The 18360-nt window shown below is 44.8% G+C and carries 8 protein-coding genes and 1 pseudogene; 7 read left to right on the plus strand and 2 right to left on the minus strand.

The genetic code is table 11. From position 1 onward, the window contains the following. The first annotated feature begins 136 nt into the window (after nt 1-136). The 5 genes from ACLD5M_RS03085 (at nt 137) to ACLD5M_RS03105 (ending at nt 14085) form a co-directional block, all read left to right on the plus strand. Nucleotides 137-9706, plus strand: coding sequence for a hypothetical protein (locus tag ACLD5M_RS03085; protein WP_410314584.1), 9570 nt, complete (start codon nt 137-139; stop codon nt 9704-9706). A gap of 91 nt (nt 9707-9797) precedes the next feature. Continuing rightward, the gene (gene thiD, locus ACLD5M_RS03090) at nt 9798-10742 is read left to right on the plus strand and encodes a bifunctional hydroxymethylpyrimidine kinase/phosphomethylpyrimidine kinase (RefSeq protein WP_410314585.1); all 945 of its coding nucleotides are present in this window, start codon (nt 9798-9800) and stop codon (nt 10740-10742) included. 389 nt (nt 10743-11131) lie between these two features. Continuing rightward, complete coding sequence (locus ACLD5M_RS03095) at nt 11132-12469, plus strand: hypothetical protein (RefSeq protein ID WP_410314586.1); 1338 nt, start codon at nt 11132-11134, stop codon at nt 12467-12469. Nucleotides 12470-13237: 768 nt separating this feature from the next. Continuing rightward, nucleotides 13238-13492 carry a DUF4160 domain-containing protein gene (locus tag ACLD5M_RS03100; protein ID WP_165844139.1) on the plus strand — a complete coding sequence of 85 codons (255 nt, stop codon included), beginning with the start codon at nt 13238-13240 and terminating at the stop codon, nt 13490-13492. A 152-nt stretch (nt 13493-13644) separates the two neighbouring features. Then, a complete protein-coding gene (locus ACLD5M_RS03105) occupies nt 13645-14085 on the plus strand; it encodes a DUF2442 domain-containing protein (RefSeq protein WP_375169070.1) in 441 nt (146 codons plus the stop codon). A gap of 450 nt (nt 14086-14535) precedes the next feature. On the opposite strand, the gene ACLD5M_RS03110 is transcribed toward ACLD5M_RS03105, so the two are convergent. Further along, complete coding sequence (locus tag ACLD5M_RS03110) at nt 14536-14991, minus strand: hypothetical protein (RefSeq protein WP_375169069.1); 456 nt, start codon at nt 14989-14991, stop codon at nt 14536-14538. A gap of 636 nt (nt 14992-15627) precedes the next feature. Between ACLD5M_RS03110 and ACLD5M_RS03115 the strand changes: the two are divergent. Continuing rightward, nucleotides 15628-15735, plus strand: a pseudogene (locus ACLD5M_RS03115) (ORF6N domain-containing protein); the annotation flags it as partial. Nucleotides 15736-15875: 140 nt separating this feature from the next. Next, nucleotides 15876-16889, plus strand: a complete 1014-nt coding sequence (locus tag ACLD5M_RS03120) for an Abi family protein (protein ID WP_116794290.1) — start codon at nt 15876-15878, stop codon at nt 16887-16889. A 178-nt stretch (nt 16890-17067) separates the two neighbouring features. Here the strand turns inward: ACLD5M_RS03120 and mvk are convergent, their stop codons facing one another. Continuing rightward, nucleotides 17068-18204: a mevalonate kinase gene (gene mvk / locus ACLD5M_RS03125; protein WP_410314587.1), complete on the minus strand. Its 1137-nt coding sequence runs from the start codon at nt 18202-18204 to the stop codon at nt 17068-17070. Between the last annotated feature and the right edge of the window lie 156 nt (nt 18205-18360).

Raw genomic sequence — 18360 nt, forward strand, 5'->3', positions numbered from 1 at the left:
ACTTAAAAACTAAAGCTTAACAACAAAACTTAATATCAAAACTTAAAAACAAAACTTAATATCAAAACTTAAAAACAAACTTACGTTGCCGCGAGGCTACGTAAAGCGCGTAAAACAATGTAAAACAGGTGGAATTATGAAGAGTATTTGGACGATTATGCTAAACGTTCTTGTTCGCATAGGTCAGTTGACCCAGTGCGCAACTCGTGCGGCTGTTCGTGCGGCTAAGCGCGCGGATCAGCATGCGTATCGTGCGCTCGTTAGCGCTTTCCCTAGTGCGCTTAAGACAGTGCTGGTGTGCGCTATTTCTGTGGCTATGTGGCTGCCTGTTTGCTTGACTGCTGAAACTGCGGTTGCGGCGGATGGTGCTAATTCATCTTCTGAGACTTCCGCTAATACTGCTAACGAGGCTTCTAACAAAGCTGCTAACAAGCCTTCCGCAAATACTTCCGTAAATACTTCCGCAAGTCCAGATTCTGATTCTGGTTCTGAGTCGGTTTCTAATTCCGCCAATTCCGCTAATTCCACCGCCTCTGCATCCTATCAATCGTTCTCCTCGTCTTCATACGCGTCCTCTGACCTTTCCTCATTACAGAGTTTCGGCAATCATCGAGTATTTGTAAACGAAAGCAATCCGTTTGCGCAAGATTTAAGCTTTGCAAGCGCAGATTCAAATTACGCTTCTCAAAACATGTCACCTCTTGAGCGCGCTGCCAAAGAAGCTCAAGCCCAAGCACAAAACCGCGACGCTAAGAATTACACAGCTCGTGAATCTTACGAAGTGTATCGCCCTGGATGCAACAAGGATTACGCTTTAGGTGCATGTATTACTACTGACGGCGACGGAGCTGGTTTGCGCGCCACTAACGGCCACGATTTGGATGTTAATAGTCTTGGATACAACTTGGAATCGGGTGACCAATTTGCTAGTGCAGCAACGAGACCTCGCGGCCACTACGAGAACGGTCCTGTGCCTGAAGATCCTTCCGGCACGGATCATTACGGCGCAACTTACTTCACTCCATACCCTAAGGGCACTTTTATTATGGGCCGTTTACGCAACATGGCCTTTAATTATAAGGGTTCCGGCGTCGACAGAATTAACTTGCCTATAGATGACACTGCAGATTTCGTGTTTGTAAAGCGTACTCCTAAGCTTTCCGGCGGCGGCTTCGTGTGGGATGTTATTTTTAACGCTGGCGGCCGTACTCAAGGCGCTGGTGCTGCTCTTGATTACTTTACGATTCCAAAAGGTCAGATCCTAGACAAGGGTAGTGAAGGCGGAAGGCAGTATATTCAGCGTGTTCTTTACAGTGGCAGGGAAGCTACTGCTTTGTATAAGAAGAAGCAAGGCAACAATAATCCTCCTCGCGAAACTTGCTCATTTTCTTGGGATAATCCTAACGGTTTATGCAGCATTAAAACTGACGGTAACGATTTTGATACTGGAGACGATTTAGTTGCAGCTTGGAATAAGATGCGTGGCACTGACGACAGTAAGAATGGCAATTATTCTAGGATTCTTCCGGATGCTGTAACAACTGAGGATTTGGGTAGTACTGAAGCTATTGGTTGGTGCCGTGATGGCACAGGTTTGGACTGCATTAGATCCAGTAGCTATGGTGCTTTGGATGAAGGCGATCTTAGAGTTGTTCCTAAAGTTGAAGGAAGCTATAGCAGAGGTTATAGTCCTGCTTATGTTGCTCTTGTGCAAAATCTTTATAGATCTATAAAAGATGACACGCAGCGCGTATTTAGTTTTGTGAACAATATTAAGCCTGGCGAAATTGCTTATACGTATAAGATTCACTTCACTACTACAACTTCTACGAATAAAAACGACGCATATTGCACTGCTAACAAGGGCGATGGCACGGGTTGTGAAAACTTTTCATTCTTCTACGCTGCAGGATCTTACTACGGTAAGAGACAGAGCAAAGGTTTTTATGGTGCTACTGATCCGTTTGGTGTTACTAAAGCCAGTAAATATTCCATGACTAATTTTGGTCGTGACGCTAACCTTTACATGTACACTGTAATGCATCAGCAGTGGTATGGTGCGCCGCGAATTATGGATATTCAGGCTCCTAGATACCACTTCCTTAAGGGTACTGGTTTGGGACCGTACAACAGTGACAGCGGTAATTATCTTAGGAACAGGCTTATTTCATTCTCTAGTGTGTTACTTGGAATAGTAAATCAGCCTTTGGGATCTTCAAGTCTTATGAACGAGAGTGAAGATATACGCTTATTGCCTGATTATTATTCTCCAAATAACGGCTATGCTAGAGGCAATCAGTGGTTCCGTAATCCTGGTATGAACGACCATAATACGAAGGATTCAACTCCTGGAAGGCATAAGCTTGAGCTTAGATATAACGATAGAACGTATCATATGAGCGAAACTCAGGATTTGTGGTATAGGGTTATTACGCAAGCAGACGTGTTTAAGCCTTTGCAAACTGAGGAATATGACGAAAATAACAAGACTCCTAAGTATTATTCTTACGATCAGCCGCTTCCTAATCCTCTTATTATTGATGATCGTGATAATAATGCTGGATTTGTGAATTTTGTTGGTAAACGTTCCGACTTGTATAAGCAGGTAATGGCTTTCGACCCTAACTTGTTCCCGCCTGTTAATAAGGATGAGTATGGTACAAGGCATAGGTATGGTTCCATAAAACAGAAGAAGGGTTCAAAGGCAAACGATTATCCGCTTGATGCGAGCTATTTGACTAGTAATCCGGATGGAGATTCTAATACTCCTCTTAAGAATCTTGCTGTTTATAAAGCTGAGTGGACGGATAAGTGGGGTGATGAGCCTCGCTCGAATACTCTTCAGGATGCTGATTTAAGCGTTGCTGCTAAAGTGCCTATTGTCAGCGTTGTAAATCCTTGCGGCCATTCTAAGATTCTTGACGAATACAAGGATAAAATTACCGGTCAGTCTAGGTCTTCTATTCAATTTAGATCCGTAGATAGTGACGATGCTTCCGCTGCAAACAACGATCGTGCAGCTATGGGTGAGGATCGTGAAGACAGTATGCCTGAATGCTGGCCTAAAGCGCAAAATGCTACTAAGCGTAATGTTTGGTTTGTAAGTAACGCTCCTAAGACTGGTGATGACGGTAAGGAGTTGAAGCCGGGCGATCCTGTAAAGCAAGAATTGCAGACGAAAGTCTTGGCTAAAATCAAGCGTATTTACAGAAACTGGATGCGAAACAAGTATAGTGCTCAGTTGCAGGATGGCAAGAATCCTAAAGTTTTGCCAAATTACGTGTTTGTAAAGTACGTAAAGATTACGTTCTGGGATAATTCGACTACTGTTATACCTGTTGTATTCCCGTACGTTGATTATGAGAAGCCAACGTTGGATGTAAAAGTGAGCGTGAATAATGGGGATCCTGTTGATGTTCCATCTGATGGTTTGAAGATTCCTGTTAATAGCAAAATTAAGTTCTGGGTTAAAGGTCATGACGATAAGAGGATTTTGCTTGGTGTGAAGCCGAAGGAAGCTACTGACTACTTTACTAACGATAAAAATAAGAGATTCTTTGATGGTAAAAAAGTCGTTGTGCGCAATGATTTCGATATGATTACGACTAATCGTGATAAGAAGAATGATTGTGATAATCGTGGTTGCGGCGATTTTACTACTATAAGCTACGATCAGTTCATTCATAAAAATGGTGAATCTGATAGTCCGACGGATCAAGTTGGATGGGTTATTAACAGCAATAATTCTAAAGATGAGGGTTCTCCTACAGTATTAGTGGGCGATCAGAATAGAAATCATGGTGTGCATGATTTGATATTCCACGGTTGGGATGCTGCAGGTAATTCCGTAATAAAGAAACTTAGGCTGATTATTGTATCTCCTGGTTACGGTTTGCCAAACGTTTGGTGGGATAAGAAGCCGAATGGGCATTATGTTGGGCGAGTGAATCCTTGGGATGAAGATAAGCGCGTGCGTTCGATTATGGTACGCATTTGGGCGCGCGGTAAGGAAGCTCCTAAGAAGGATCATAACTACTTTACGATGTGCCCGAATGATGGAAGCTGCTACGGCATTGTTATTCAGCGAGACGGTAATAAGAAGACTGATCTTTGGCATCAGGTTAATACGTATAACCACAATAATGATGCTGCAAGACCGGATGGGTCTAGGGCTGCTGAGGATAGGTCTGCTGAAGATAGGTCTGCTTTAGAGGACAGAGACGCGGCTGGCGATAAGGCAGCTGATGGCAAGTCGGCTGATGGCAAGGATAAAGATAAATCTAAAGCTGACGATAAGAATAAAGCTGGCGATAAGGCGAAAGTTGACAACAAGGCTAAAGCTGATAACGAAAAGACTGAAAATGCTAAACCTGGGGAGAACTCTACCCAAAATCAGCAGGGTAAGCAGGAACAAGGTCAGCAGCAGAAGTCGCAGAAGTCAGAAAATAAGCAGCAGGAGCAGCAGACTAATAAGTCTCAAACTAGCAACAAGCCTGCTTCTTTGAAGATTACTAAAGTGACTAAGAAGAACGCTAAGAAGCGCAATGTTCCGGGAAGGCGCGGTAGCGTAAAGCTTGCAGTTCTAAACGAAAGCGATTCTTCTAAGAAAGAAAATACACAAAAATCTGAAGTAAATAACGGTATCAAGCAGAGCGATGCTGCTAAAACGTCCGAAAATGGTAGCGCAAGCAAGGATGACAAAGGCAGTAAAGATAGCAAGTCTTCCGATAAAAATGACTCCAAGAACGCTGAAGATTCTAAAGATGCTAAGTCGGAAGAATCTAAGGGTCAGGATCGAGATGCTGAAGGCGAAGATCGTTCTGTTGGAATGAATAACGATCAATGGCGTGAAGAATTTAGTAAGCGCATTATTACAGCAAATCTTGGAGACCATATCAAGGGTTGCACAGCTAACGGCGGCGACAGGTGCGAAATAACTTTTGATCCTGTAACTGGAAATATTACGATTCCGGAATACTTTGCGGAAATTGGTTCCAGAATTTACGTAGACACTTACTCTGTGCCGGAAAATAATCCAGATTGGCGTCAAGATAAACTTTGGAAGCTTATGGAGCCAGGCAATCTTCAGGATTACGAAGAGTCCGACCCGCTTCCGCTCGATATTGCGTGGCCAAACGGCTTAGTGCAAGTGAACCCGTTTGAGCTTAATAATAACGAAATCGTGGCAATGCTTTCTTGGATGAGGCATGATAAGCGGAACGAGCGAATCTTCGGCTACCGCAAGGAAGAAATTGGCGTTAAAGGTGAAAATAAGTACGATACTTATGACCAATACGATAACGGTTTTAATCCTGCAAAAACTACAGCAAAGTATGCTTATGGTGAGAATAAGCCTCAATACTCATGCCAGTCGAAGACGGATCAGAAGTGGAAGCTGTGCTTAGGTGGTGTTACTGGTATTGGCAAGCTAGGAGAAATTTCCGAAAAGAAGTATGCCGAAAAGAAGCTTTCTTTCAAAAAGTTGGAAGCTGATGACGAGACTACGCTTAACCCGATTGACCATAAGGTGACGCGCTTCGTTGATATGCGTAAGGACTATACGTGGGGATTAGTAGACAACAACAAGAAAAGTGTTGACGGGCGAAACGATCCTGGATTTGACGGGCCGCAAAACGGATTGCATGGAAATCAGAAGTTTGGCACGCAATACTTTGTGTACAAGTGGAACATAAACTCATACCGCAAGAGCGGCAATGGTAAGCCGTTAAACCTTCAGGATGTGCTAAAGCTTGTAAAAGGTACGCCTAGTATCAATACGAAAGATGAAAATAATCCGCAGCCTTCTCTAACTCCTATGAGCGCGGCGGATAATAGGCAATTTGACGCATGGAATGGTTCGTACCCTATGGCAGTCGATAATGGATTAGGTTACGCTGTGCATGACAATACATGTGCTGCATCTATTGCTTCTCATAACGGTGTTGCGCAAGAAGGTACGTGCCAGTGGCGAAATAAGCTTAATTTAGTTAAGTATACGCCTAAAGAATTTATTATGGATCGTTCTTCATTCTCTTACAATGCTTCTGTAAATATGAAGAACGGAAGTGAAGTACATATTACAGATAGGCTTATTGAAAATAAGGGTAGTCAGCATGCTGGTGAAGATAAGTATGTTAGTGAATATGCTATTCACAAGGACTTCCTTATGCCTGGCGGTGAAGATCTGAACGGTCAAGCGGATGGCGAAAATATTGGCGACATTATAACTAAGAATATTGATGTTGACACTATGAACGACTACGACGCGTACGGTGAAGGTACTTCGAAGCCTGAGGGATACGCAAATAACAGGCCGTTTATGCATGCGCAACTTTATGTGAATAATGGTCAGGTTACGAACGATCTTCTGCTTCGTGATCCTGGTAAGACGCCAGATAACACAACGAACGTGATAAACGTGTGGTTTATGCCGGTTGATAATGAGAAGCCGACTATTAGTGCGAAGAGTTATCAGGAGTGGGACGGTAAGCCGTGGGATATTCACGGAAGATGCATGATTAACGGCGATGTGAATAACTGCAATACAATTGATGATGATGTTATTACTCTTGATAAGAAAATTTATGAAAATAATACGAAAGCTTGGTATGAAGCTGATAAGGCTACGATTAATTTGCCTTCAGCGTTAAAGCTAGACGATGATTTCAATGAGTACGAACCAGGCAAAGGTGATCGCAAGTGGGTGCAAGGCCGTGCTTTTAATAGGAAATACGTTACTTTATACCCGAATAGTATAAACAGTAAAGTGCTGGTTAATAATCTGAATGTGTATATTCAAGCGAATAATATTCAGGATTCTAGTGGTAAAACTTCTAGTCCAATGCTGAAGTTTGTTAGTAACGGCGTTACGAATAAACATTTGCTTAGAAGGTTTGTTGAAAAATACAGAAGCACAGATTTAGACAATCCAAGTGTAAATAAGCAAACTGTATTTACAATGTATGCTGAAACTACAGATAGTGCTGGAAAGCAAAGTGCAAAAACTGTTGTTGGATGCTTTAAGGCTACGTGGACAGACATGGTGAAACCATCTGTTGTTGCGTACGATGGTAAAAGTGATGAATTTGCAAAGTATGATAGCTGGCTCAGCAAAGATGGTTCTTCACAAAATCGCGATTATAAAGTTGTAGTTAAATCAGGCTATGGAGCTAAAAGAATGGTAGTTTACTATCACCCTGCTTCAGAGCTTGAAAAGCCTGTTGCTGTTAATGGTCTTTTTGGATCTGCTACAAGTTCAAATGAGCCTGACGTAGAAACCAGCATTGGTAAAACAATTTCCGTGTGCTGGGATAAATCGTGGAGTGTATGCGCTGGTACTTCCAAGCCGAATGAAGTAACGCTTAATCAAGATGATAAGGGTAATGCTGTTATAACATTCCCTAGTGGTTACCTAGCTCCAGGAAGCGTGGTTCGAGCACGCAGCCGTCTTGAAGTTGGCCCATGGACGTATATGCCTGGTGTTAGAAGCCCTGAAGATCTTTCCGATGATTCGCCTAATAGGGACGGAAATAAGACTGCAAGAAGCGGCGGAAGTAATCGAAGCGGCGGAAATAGCAGAAACAGCGGAAATACGCGTGCTGCAAAAGGTAAAAATGCAAAAGGTCGCGCTGCAAAAGATAAAAACTCCTACAAAGACGACGCTAGTTCAGAAGATACTCTTGACGTGCTGCCAATGGCTTACGCAAAAGAAAAGCCTAGCGAAGTATGCCGTCCGGATTACTGGAGCGCAGACAACTGGTCTGGTTTGAAGAAGCCGTCCGACTGCGTGTACTTCGGTGTTACTATGAAGCGTCAAATAGTGCAAATACACCCGATGCTTCTAAGTGGTCACGAGGAGCGCGCAATACGAATGGATTTGCGCAGCGAAAACAACTTTGCGGGCGAACCAAAGAAGGGAATTTGGCTTCAAAACGATAGCGAAATCGTTACGAATGAGGATCCAAGGCTAGATCCTGGTAGAACTATGGTGACTTTTAGGAAGTATGACTATAATGCTATGGACAATGACCATAAGCCTTTGAATCTTCCTGACTATGGTGATCGTCAAGTAGGAAAGATACAAGACGTTGCTGTTATGACTCGAGGCTGGAGAAGCCGCGTACTTGTGCCAAATCCGAGAGAAAATAAGATTACGCGATTTGTGCGATTGCGTGCACCTCAAAACGTAGATAGTGAGCATGGTGGTGATAGTAACGGTGCTGCAGACTACTTATCTGATGCGCCTACTAGCTTCGACGAAACTAAGGGCGATAAGGCTCTGCGCGTAGATGGTCGTCCGTATGATCCAGGATTTGTTCTTTCGCAAGATAAGAAGTCTCTTCTGTATCTGTACAATGCTTCAACTAAGCGCAACTTTACGCTTAATGATTTGCAATCTGCGTTGAAGCTTAAGCGTAACAGTACTTTGCACCCAGAAAACGAGTGTGGAAACTATGTTGATGGAAGTGATTGGGCGTTTGCTGATTGCCAGCCATCCTTGCTTCCAGAAGTAAGAGGTAGCGATAAGGTTGATGGCGAGCACAATCGAAACGGCTTCAGCTTTGATGGGAGTACGCACTTCTATACGTATAATCCATCTGAAGACCATAGGTCTGGTGCTAACGGCGCTGATAACGACAATGGTGGTGCTGCTAAAGAAACTTGGTATGTAAACGTCATAGATATGATTTCAAAGGGCGGTACCGGCGGTGGATATTCTATTCCTAATAGCTCTGGCGTAACGTCTGAGAGTAGTAATACTGGTCTTTCGCTTACCAACTTCGCTAGGATTGGCGCATGGGGTAGGTCTGGCGCAATCAACAGTAGCTTAATCGGCCATAAGATTCTTAAGAATCCAGATAATGGCTTATCGATTATTATGACATATGGCGATAGCTGGGTTGGTGATACTCATAAAACGCGAGGTAAAGACGGCGGCTGGAATAACGATGCCAATTACGAATTTGTAATGCCTGTGTATCTGATTCCTGTAGATAACGAGAAGCCAACTGTTGCAGCAACTGCAGGATCGCTTCTAAGTGGGCACACAGATGCTAAGAATCCTTACGTTGTAGCAATGGATGAGAAGGACTACTCTAAGCTCACGGTTAAGGGTAATCCTGTGGAATACAAGGACGGAAAAGTTTCGAAGTCTCAAAGCAAGGAGAGTGGAAAGACTCTGTTTGCGGATGTTCACGACGACTACGATAGCTTCTCTAGACTCAGCAACCTTAGCCTGGTTGCATGCAAAGTCAATAAGATTGGCGGCACAACTGATTTTAATAGCTGCAAGTCAATAATGGGCAATAATGGCTCCGTAGATGCTGCGGCGTTCAAGAATCTAAAGATTGACGGCAGTGGAGTTGAGTACGCTTTGTACGGACACGCAAAAGATAAGTCCGATAATGAGAGCGACGGCTTTAGTGACAACAATAACGTAGGTCACTTAGTCGGATACTTCAGCTTCGGATACTTGGTTCGTCCGGTTGCGCTGCCTTACAGCGGCGGTCAGGCTGCAATATGGTTCAGCTTCATGTTCGGTGTGCTGTTGGCGCTGGCGATTTCCACCGGCGCGTTCGGTAGGCGCGGATGGCTTGGCTCGGTGCTTAGCGGCAACGGTTTCGGCGCACTAACCGACAGCAAGCACTGCGATGCTTCGGCTGAAGTGCTGCGCTGCGGCGGATTGTTTAAGTGGCTTCGACGCTGACGTATAGTCTGTTGTGTGTAATTGCGGATGAGTTTGGACTTATAGCGTTCGCGTAAGTCCAAACTTGCCGGCTGCGCAATATAATAAAAGTATGACGCAAGTATCGAGTAAGCAGCATACGGAATTGTCTACGCAGCAATCAAATCCAATCATCCCGCGCGTTTTAAGCGTGGCTGGCACAGACCCAACGGGCGGAGCCGGGATTCAGGCGGATCTTAAATCAATCATGGCTGCAGGCGGTTACGGCATGTGCATACCAACTAATTTGGTTGCGCAAAACACTTGCGAAGTGCGCGAAGTGTTTACGCCGCCGGTCAGCTTTTTCCGCACTCAACTTTCGTGCGTGTACGACGATGTTACGGTTGATGCGCTAAAAATCGGTATGCTTGGCTGCGCTGAATATATTGAGGCTATGGGCGATTGGATGCGTGATAATCCGGTTCCTGTAAGCGTGCTAGATCCGGTGATGATATCGACTTCCGGCAAGCGTTTGCTTGAGGCGAGTGCCGAAAATGCGATGCGCAAGTTTATAAGCTGCGTTGATGTTGTGACGCCAAACGTGCCGGAATTGGCGGCTTTGTGTAAGTTGCCAGTTGCGGAAAACTTTGAGGAAGCTTGCAGCCAGGCGCGCGAGTTGGCTGCAAAAAATAGCGTTGTTGCGATTGTAAAAGGCGGGCACTTAACTGGCGAAGATGTTGGAAATACTGCGGTTTTTCCGGATGGATACGCGCAACACGTACCAAGCGAGCGTGTTGAAACAAGCACAACTCACGGAACTGGCTGCTCGCTTTCTTCCGCACTTGCTACGAAAATTGGGCTTGCTTTGCGTGAGGGAAAGAATTTGAGCGATCACGATACTGTGATGCGCGCGCTTGAATGGTCGACTGCGTGGCTTCGAGAGGCGATTGCGGCTGGAAGTGAATTGCATGTTGGGCGTGGAAGTGAGGGCGGCGGCGAGCGCGGGGGTGAGCGAGGGCATGGGTGCGGCCATGGACCTGTGAACCATTCCGTGCGAATATTGCAGCAAACTGTGTGAATGCAGCAAGCTGCGAATGCAAACTGCGTGAATGTGGGCCGTGCCTGTAAAAGCGCGCGATTCTTTCGTAATAATGCAAACCTTAAAGAAACCTGAGAAAAGTATTAAAAAGTTCTGGTTACGGCGTGTCTTGTAACTTTTACGCAAAATCCATATCAAAGCCGTAAATATTTCGCCTTTTTAACGCAAAAACAGAAAATTTATCAAAAATTCGCAGCATTTGTGGGTATAAAACTTGAACACAGGTGTTGAGTTTTCTGAGAGTATGCTGTAAGTTATAACTCAGCTACCGGTGAAATCCCTAGTTCCACCGGTGCGCGCGGGAAACCGCAAATGGCAAATTTTTCTTCGTGTACCTAGCACGAAGGAGAAGAAGAAAGGAAAATATTATGTTGAATAAGAAGGCTATCGCCGCATTCGCTGCTGGCGCCACACTTCTTTCCGGTATGGCATTCGCCGCTCCAGCTTTCGCTGCTGAGACAGAAGCTCCTAAGAAGGAAGAATGCAAGCCAGCTGATGCTGCTAAGCTCACTGAGCTTAAGCATGCTGTTACTGTTGCAGAGCGTAATGTTTCCAAGAAGGAAAATGCTCTTGCTGATGCTAAGGATGACCTTAATGCAAAGAAGGAAGCATACGCAGCTAAGAAGGCTGTAGCAGATGCTTACAACAATGCCCTTAAGGCTTACAATGATGCTAAGACTGGCGATAAGAAGGATGACACCACTCCAAAGCAGTTGGAAGCTCTTAAAGAAGCTTTTGCTAAGGCTGGTAAGGCTGCTAAGGCGTTTACTACTGCAGATAAGACCCAGCCTTTTAAAGCTACTGCTAAGGACTCTGTAGACGATAATCCAACAGATTTGTCCGCTGGTGATGATCCTTCTGAGCAAGGTGTGAAGGATGCTAAGCATGAGTTGCAGGATGCTAAGGATGAGTTGCAGGATGCCAAGGATGCTCTTGCTAAGGCTCAGTGCACGCCTGCTGATCCAGAGCATAAGGATCCAGAGCATAAGGATCCAACCCCAACTCCAAAGGGCAAGGATGTTCAGCACACTCTCATCGACCAGGTTCGTTTTGCTAAGATGATGCTTGACGACGCTGATGATGCTTTGGCTCACGCAAAGGCAACTCTTAAGGATAAGACTGCTGCTCTTGCTGCTGCCACTGCAGAACTTAAGGCTCGTGTCAACGATCTTGACAACGCTAAGTTGCGTCTTAACGCATTCTTGGCTTCTGGTGTAAACGATTCTGCTACCCAGACTCGTTTGAGCGACGCTGTGGCTCGCGCCGAAGCTCATGTAACTCGCGCAACCGCTGCTTTTGCTAAGGCTACTGCTGAGTATAAGGATGCTCTTACCAAGGCTTTTGCTGCAGTTGACGCTTACAACAAGGCTTTGGCTGACTACAAGGCTATTTACAACGAGGCTGTTGCCAACGGTGTAAACCCAGCTTTGCTCCCACCAGTTGTAACTTCTGACCCATTGTCCAAGAACTTCCCACAGGTTCCAGGCGCTAAGGCTCTCTACGACGAAGCTTTGTCTGGCAAGTTCGGCCAGGAAGTCAAGAAGATTCTTGAGGAAACTTCTTCTAAGAAGAACGATGCTAAGAAGGCTGATGCTAAGAAGTCTGCTGCTCCATTGGCTAAGACCGGTGCTGCTGTAGCTTTGGCTGCTGTTGCTGCTTCCGTGCTTGCTGGTATGGGTGCTGCTCTTCGCAAGATCCGCCACTAAGCTTAAGGCTAGCAAGGTGAATTGCTTCTAGTCTTCTGCTTCGAGCGAAAAGCTTTTGCTGAACGTTTATGGCGAAAGGCCTAGAGCGAAAGGCTCATAACGTAAAGCTTGGGGCGAAAGGCCTGTAGCATGTGACTCCTAGCAATCACCTAGCTTTTATATCTTGTGTTTGTTAGTAATTTACTTTACTAACAAATCCGGGGACTGATTCGTCAGTCCCCGTTTTTTTTTGCTCCAAACGTGCGCGACGACTGCTTGAGCGCTGCGATTTAGCGCGAGAAAGCAACTCGGAGCGGAAACTCGCTTAGGTTGGAAGTCCAGTGGACTTCCAACGCGAGTTTCGTAAGCGAGCACTTATAGTGCGAGCTTTGGTCTGGCGTATCGCTCCAAACGTGCGCAACTTTTCTCGCGTTTGGAGTGTTCGAGCTACTTTATCGCTCCAAACGCGGGGAACTTATCTCGCATCTGGAGAGTTTGGTGTGATGTATCGCTCCAAACGTGGGGAATTTATCTCGCGTTTGGAGTGTTTGAGCTACTTTAGCGCTCCAAACGCGCGCAACTTTTCCGGCGTTTGTTGTCGTTTCTGCATTGGCTGACCACATTTGCCGTGTATTTTTACTGGCGTTTGTTGTCGTTTTGGTCGGATTTTATTGCCGCACCTCGCTTCGTAAGCAATATTCAAGCTGGTTAGCATACATCAAATATCACTGTATCGTGATATAATTATCGGCATGATTTAACGTTTAGAAAAAAGAAAGAGGGGTGAATGTGCCTGTAATTTCAAGGTTTTATGGGATTGTTATACGAATGTATTTTGCAAGTGCAGAGCATAATCCGCCGCATATTCATGCTATCTATGGCAACTATGTTGCTGCTCTAGATATTCAGTTATGCAAAGTCATTGACGGATATTTGCCAAAGCGCGCAGAGTGCATGGTGATTGAATGGATAAAATTTCATAAAGACGAGTTGATTACTATGTGGAACACTCAAGAATTTAAGAAAATAGAACCGCTGAGTTAATTTGCCAGTACGCTTTAAGTTTTTAATCGCCTTAAGCAGATTAGCCAGAAGAATTATTGCATTAGCGCGTTAGTAGGGTTGGCAAAGACGGAGCGTTTGGCAATAGTGATTTTAGAAATAGTGATTTTAGCAATAGTGACAAAGGAGAGGTTATGAACTTCCACAAGATTAAAGATGTAAAAGCGTGTGCAAATATGAGGCTCCTCGTGCATTTTGTAAACGGAACTTTTAAAGAATATGATGTGCGTAATCTGCTGCGCAAGTTTCCAGCGTTTAAGGCCTTGGAAGACGAAGAGTTGTTTAATAAAGTCGTTGTAGATACTGGCGGATACGGCATTGTTTGGAATGATGATTTAGATATTTCGTGCGACGAGTTGTGGAACAATGGAGAGCGGATTAAAACGCCATTTGACAATTTAATGTCTTTTGCAGATGCGAGCGATTTGTGGAATTTAAGCGAGTCGACTCTTAGGAAAGCGGTGTCGTATAAGAAGCTTGTTAAGGGCGTTGATGCTCAAAAGTACGGAAAGCAGTGGGTTGTTACTCGTAGTGCGATGGTTAGAGAGTATGGGAATCAGGTTGGTGCTAATTGAGCTTGTGTTGCGCTCCAAATGTGCGCGACGTTTCCCGCGTTTGGAGGGTTGTGGCTGGCTTGGCGCTCCAAACGTGCGCGACGACTGCTTGAGCGCTGCGATTTAGCGCGCGAAAGCAACTCGGAGCGGAAACTCGCTTAGGTTGGAAGTCCAGTGGACTTCCAACGCGAGTTTCGTAAGCGAGCGCTTATAGTGCGAGCGTTTTGGCTGGTAACCACATTTGCCGTGTTTTTTATTGTATAACCTATATAAATAATGCCGGGAGAAGTACTCTCGGCATTATTTGTATAACAATTATTGTATGTATTCCCAATTTATGAGTTCTAAGCAAAAATAAAAACGTGCGGCGCAAAACCAACGATTTCACACCACACGTCAAAGTATGTTATTAAACGGCGCAAATTAAACAACTTACACCTTTTAACTTTTCAATTATTCATTAGTTACGCATTAATGGCGGAACTTGCGAAGAGCAACACCCAAGCCTGCAATAGCAGAAGCAGCAACAGCAACCAAAGCTACTGCAGCACCGGTCTTAGGAAGCCTCTTGGTCTTAGTGTACTTAGGAGCTGGAGTGGCTGGAGTATCGAACTTTCCAGACAAAGCTTCGTCGTAAAGTGGGGTAGTTCCTGGCTCGTAAACTACAGTGCCCAAATGATTCATGTATGTGCGAGTCTTTGGATTTGCAACTAAAGCAGCTGGAGCATCAGGCTGCTGAGCTGGAGCAGGAGCAGGAGCTGGAGCTGGATCTGCAAAAGCTTCAGAACTTGTAGCAGAATCGTAGCTCAATGGATCAGCAGTATTCAATGGCGAAGTAGCATCAGCCATTGCTGGGGTTGCAAAAGCAAAACCAGAAATTAAAGTGACGCCAGCAGCGAATGCGGCAATGGTCTTTTTAGTCAACATTTGTAGACCTTCAATCTCTTTTATCTGATTCCCACGCAAAAGTTAGGGCTAACGCGTAGAAGACAGATACCAATATTTAGAACCTAAAACTGGAATAGGACGGTCAAAAATTTAACCGAAGTAAACCTATTTCAGGCTACAAAAACTTAGCCTACACCAATTCTTTGCAAATCAAAAGTTTTTCTAGAAAAAATCACTAAATAAAAGATGTTTTGTAGCAATAAGACACTACTGACAGTGTAGGTAGGACCTGACGAAGAAAGGCATAAACTACTCGCGCGCGCTTGCGTGACGACTGCTTGAGCGCAGCACAGCGCGGCTCTCCAAACGTGAGAGTTTCGTCTCGCGTTTGGAGAGTTTGAGCTACTTTAGCGCTCCAAACGCGCGCAACTTTTCTCGCATTTGGAGTGTTTGAGCTACTTTAGCGCTCCAAACGCGGGGAATCTATCTCGCATTTGGAGGGTTTTGGGTTGTGTGGCGCTCCAAACGCGCGCAACTTTTCCGTCGTTTGTTGTCGGTTTTGCCGAAGCTGACCACATTTGCCGGTAAATTCTACGGCGTTTGTTGTCGTTTTGGTCGCGGCTGTCTATTTGCTGCTCTTTCTGTAGTGTTTTGTAGAATAGTTGCATATGCGCTGATGAGTTCAAAAACTTGATGTCGAAAAATTCTACATCAAGTCGGGGTGGTCGCAGAAAGCTTCCATATGCTTTTACTGAGCAAGGCATCTATATGCTCATGACGGTGCAAAATTTCGACTATTACGCGGATATCTGTTACGCGGATATAGTTATCGAATGCTATTGGGGTAGTATTCGCAAAAATAAACGATATTTATCCATGTAAAAATAAACGATATTTATCCATAGTTGGGGAGGAATAGGGGAATGGATAATCGATACTGTTCGTGTGCAAAGAAAACATGTGTAATTAATAAATTGCCCGTGAAGCTTTCGTCAATAGATCAGATAAAACATCTTAAGAAGCAAGGTATAACTTTTAACAAACAATCTGAAGATTTTGCAATTTCCTACCTTTCAACCTTCTCATATTATTTTGAAACTTGTTCATATAAGAAATTGTTTAACAAGAGAGTTGGTGGATCTAGGGATGGCCAGTATATTGACTTGGATTTTGATCAATTATGTAAAATAGAGCAGCTTAATAGAATGTTTCAAAAACTTTTACTTCTAATAACTCTAATTATAGAGCATGAGTCAAAAGTTAAGTTAATGAAAATGTTTACTGAAAATCCTGAAGAAGATGGATACTCCATTGTTGAAGATTATATGTTTAGTCTTGATAATGATGACCGCAAAATATTAATTGCTGAATTAGAACGACTTAAAGATGGAAAATATAGCAGAGAATCGGCAGAAAAGTATACAGTTGGAATGCCAATTTGGGTATTTGTTGAAGGTGTTACATTTGGAACATTGCTAAGATTTTATCGTTTTTGCGCAAAAAGATGGGGTAGTAGAGAGATGCAGAAGGAACATCACTTATTGTGCAGGGTGAAATCCGTACGTAATGCTTGTGCTCATTCTAATTCAATATTGGATGGAATTACTGAAAAAAGTTCTGACAACGTGCTTGTGCTTGAAGAAGTAAGTAAAGCTATTGAAACTGTAGGCTTCAATAAGCGTGCTAGGCGATCAAATATGTGTAATGCGAAGATGAAAGAAATAGTGATAACTGCATATATGTATAAGAAATTTCTGCATAGGAATTATCAGTGTGATGAATGCGTGAATGATCAAGAAAGCATCATTAGATACATTGCAGGTGGATTCATAAAAAAGGCATCTGAGTACGCGGATGAGTATGATAAAGCGAGTAAATTTAACTCATTGCTTGCTTTTATTTGTACTGTTATTGACAGTTGGATATGTGAAAGATAAAATTGAGAATGCTTGAAAACCTTAGGGTTTTGGGGGGCGGAAGTGCGAGAGCGCATCTGCCCCGATTTTTTTTGCTCCAAATGTGCGCAACTTTTCCGGAGTTTGTTGTCAGTTTTGCCGAAGCTGACCACATTTGCCGTGTATTTTTACTGGCGTTTGTGGTCGGTTTTGCCTCGGCTTATGCCTGCGCGCCCAAGTCCACAATCCACGTGCCGCACGCGCCAGCCGCGCGCAAAGCCGCGCTTACTCGCTCGGCCGCAGCCTCAGTATCCGCCAGCGCAATCACGCATCCGCCGCCACCGCCGCCAGTAAGCTTCGCGCCCAACGCACCGTGATCGCACGCAGTCTGCACCAACTCATCAAGCTGAGGCGTGCTCACGCCCAAATCAGCCAAAATCCTGTGCGCGCGCGTCATCCTCGCACCCATATCCGCAGCGCGCCCCAACGCCAAATCTTCCGCCGCCTGATTCGCAATCGCCCCCAACTCATCCAGCTGATTTTTAACCGCATCCGGCTTAGCATCCATTCGCGCACGCAAAGCATCAACCGTTACGCGCGTCATGCCTTTGCACCCAGAATCCGCCAAAATAAGCCACGCTCGCATGTTTATTTCCATGCGCGAAAACTCACCGCTGCTAAAATGCACAGGCCACGAAGCCGAAGTTGCAGTGGCATCCAAGCCCGAAGAGCGCCCGTGAGCCACGCGCTCAGCCGATTGCGTGAGCGCAAAAATCTCATCTTCACTTGCGCGAATTTTGTAGTAGTCAAGAATTGCGCGGATTACAGCTCCAGCTGAAGCGGCAGACGAGCCAAGGCCGCGCTCAGGCGGAAAATCAGACTCTGTTGCAACATGCAGCGAATCGCCGACGCGCCCAGAAAACTCGAGTGCCGCGTGAATTGCGGTGCGAACGCTGTTAAAACGCTGCGGAACTTCGGAAAGTTTGCCAGTAAAGTCTAGGCAGGAAAGCGTGATGAGCGAATCGAAATTTTGGGGGATAGTGGACTCGGCAGATTCGGGAATTTCTGAGCACGTTTCGCACGTTTCGCAAGTTGCAGTTTCGCCAGTTTCGCAGCCAGCATTTTCCTCACCCGCTAAATCGCAGCCAGTCACCGTGGCTCGCATGCGCAAGTTTTTCAGCGGCAGAGCAATCGCAGAATACCCATAAACCACGGAATGCTCGCCGAAAAGAATCACCTTTGCGCAAGTTTCGCCGTAACCCGTGCGCGCACAATTTCCCGACGCTTTAGCATAACTTGACGTCGTCTTAGCGTTGATATTAAGCGCTTTTGACGGTTCGCGTTGCGTTTGCGGCACGACTTCACATCTCCTTTGTGTTCTTGCGATTTAATTTGCGATTCTTGCGATTTAACAATTTTTCTAATTTAGTCGCGTCGACTGCAAAAAACTACGGTATGCGCCTTACGCTTACAACACATTCACATTTGCGGCAGATTTCTAGAGTTTTTTATA

This window comes from Gardnerella sp. Marseille-Q9185, from assembly GCF_046508745.1.
GTDB lineage: Bacteria > Actinomycetota > Actinomycetes > Actinomycetales > Bifidobacteriaceae > Bifidobacterium > Bifidobacterium greenwoodii.

Excerpts from the sequence above, each read along its gene's own strand:
- ACLD5M_RS03095 (WP_410314586.1), top strand. The coding sequence starts at position 11,132 with ATGTTGAATAAGAAGGCTATCGCCGCATTCGCTGCTGGCGCCACACTT.
- ACLD5M_RS03110 (WP_375169069.1), bottom strand. The coding sequence starts at position 14,991 with ATGTTGACTAAAAAGACCATTGCCGCATTCGCTGCTGGCGTCACTTTA.
- thiD (WP_410314585.1), top strand. The coding sequence starts at position 9,798 with ATGACGCAAGTATCGAGTAAGCAGCATACGGAATTGTCTACGCAGCAA.
- ACLD5M_RS03120 (WP_116794290.1), top strand. The coding sequence starts at position 15,876 with ATGGATAATCGATACTGTTCGTGTGCAAAGAAAACATGTGTAATTAAT.
- ACLD5M_RS03105 (WP_375169070.1), top strand. The coding sequence starts at position 13,645 with ATGAACTTCCACAAGATTAAAGATGTAAAAGCGTGTGCAAATATGAGG.
- ACLD5M_RS03085 (WP_410314584.1), top strand. The coding sequence starts at position 137 with ATGAAGAGTATTTGGACGATTATGCTAAACGTTCTTGTTCGCATAGGT.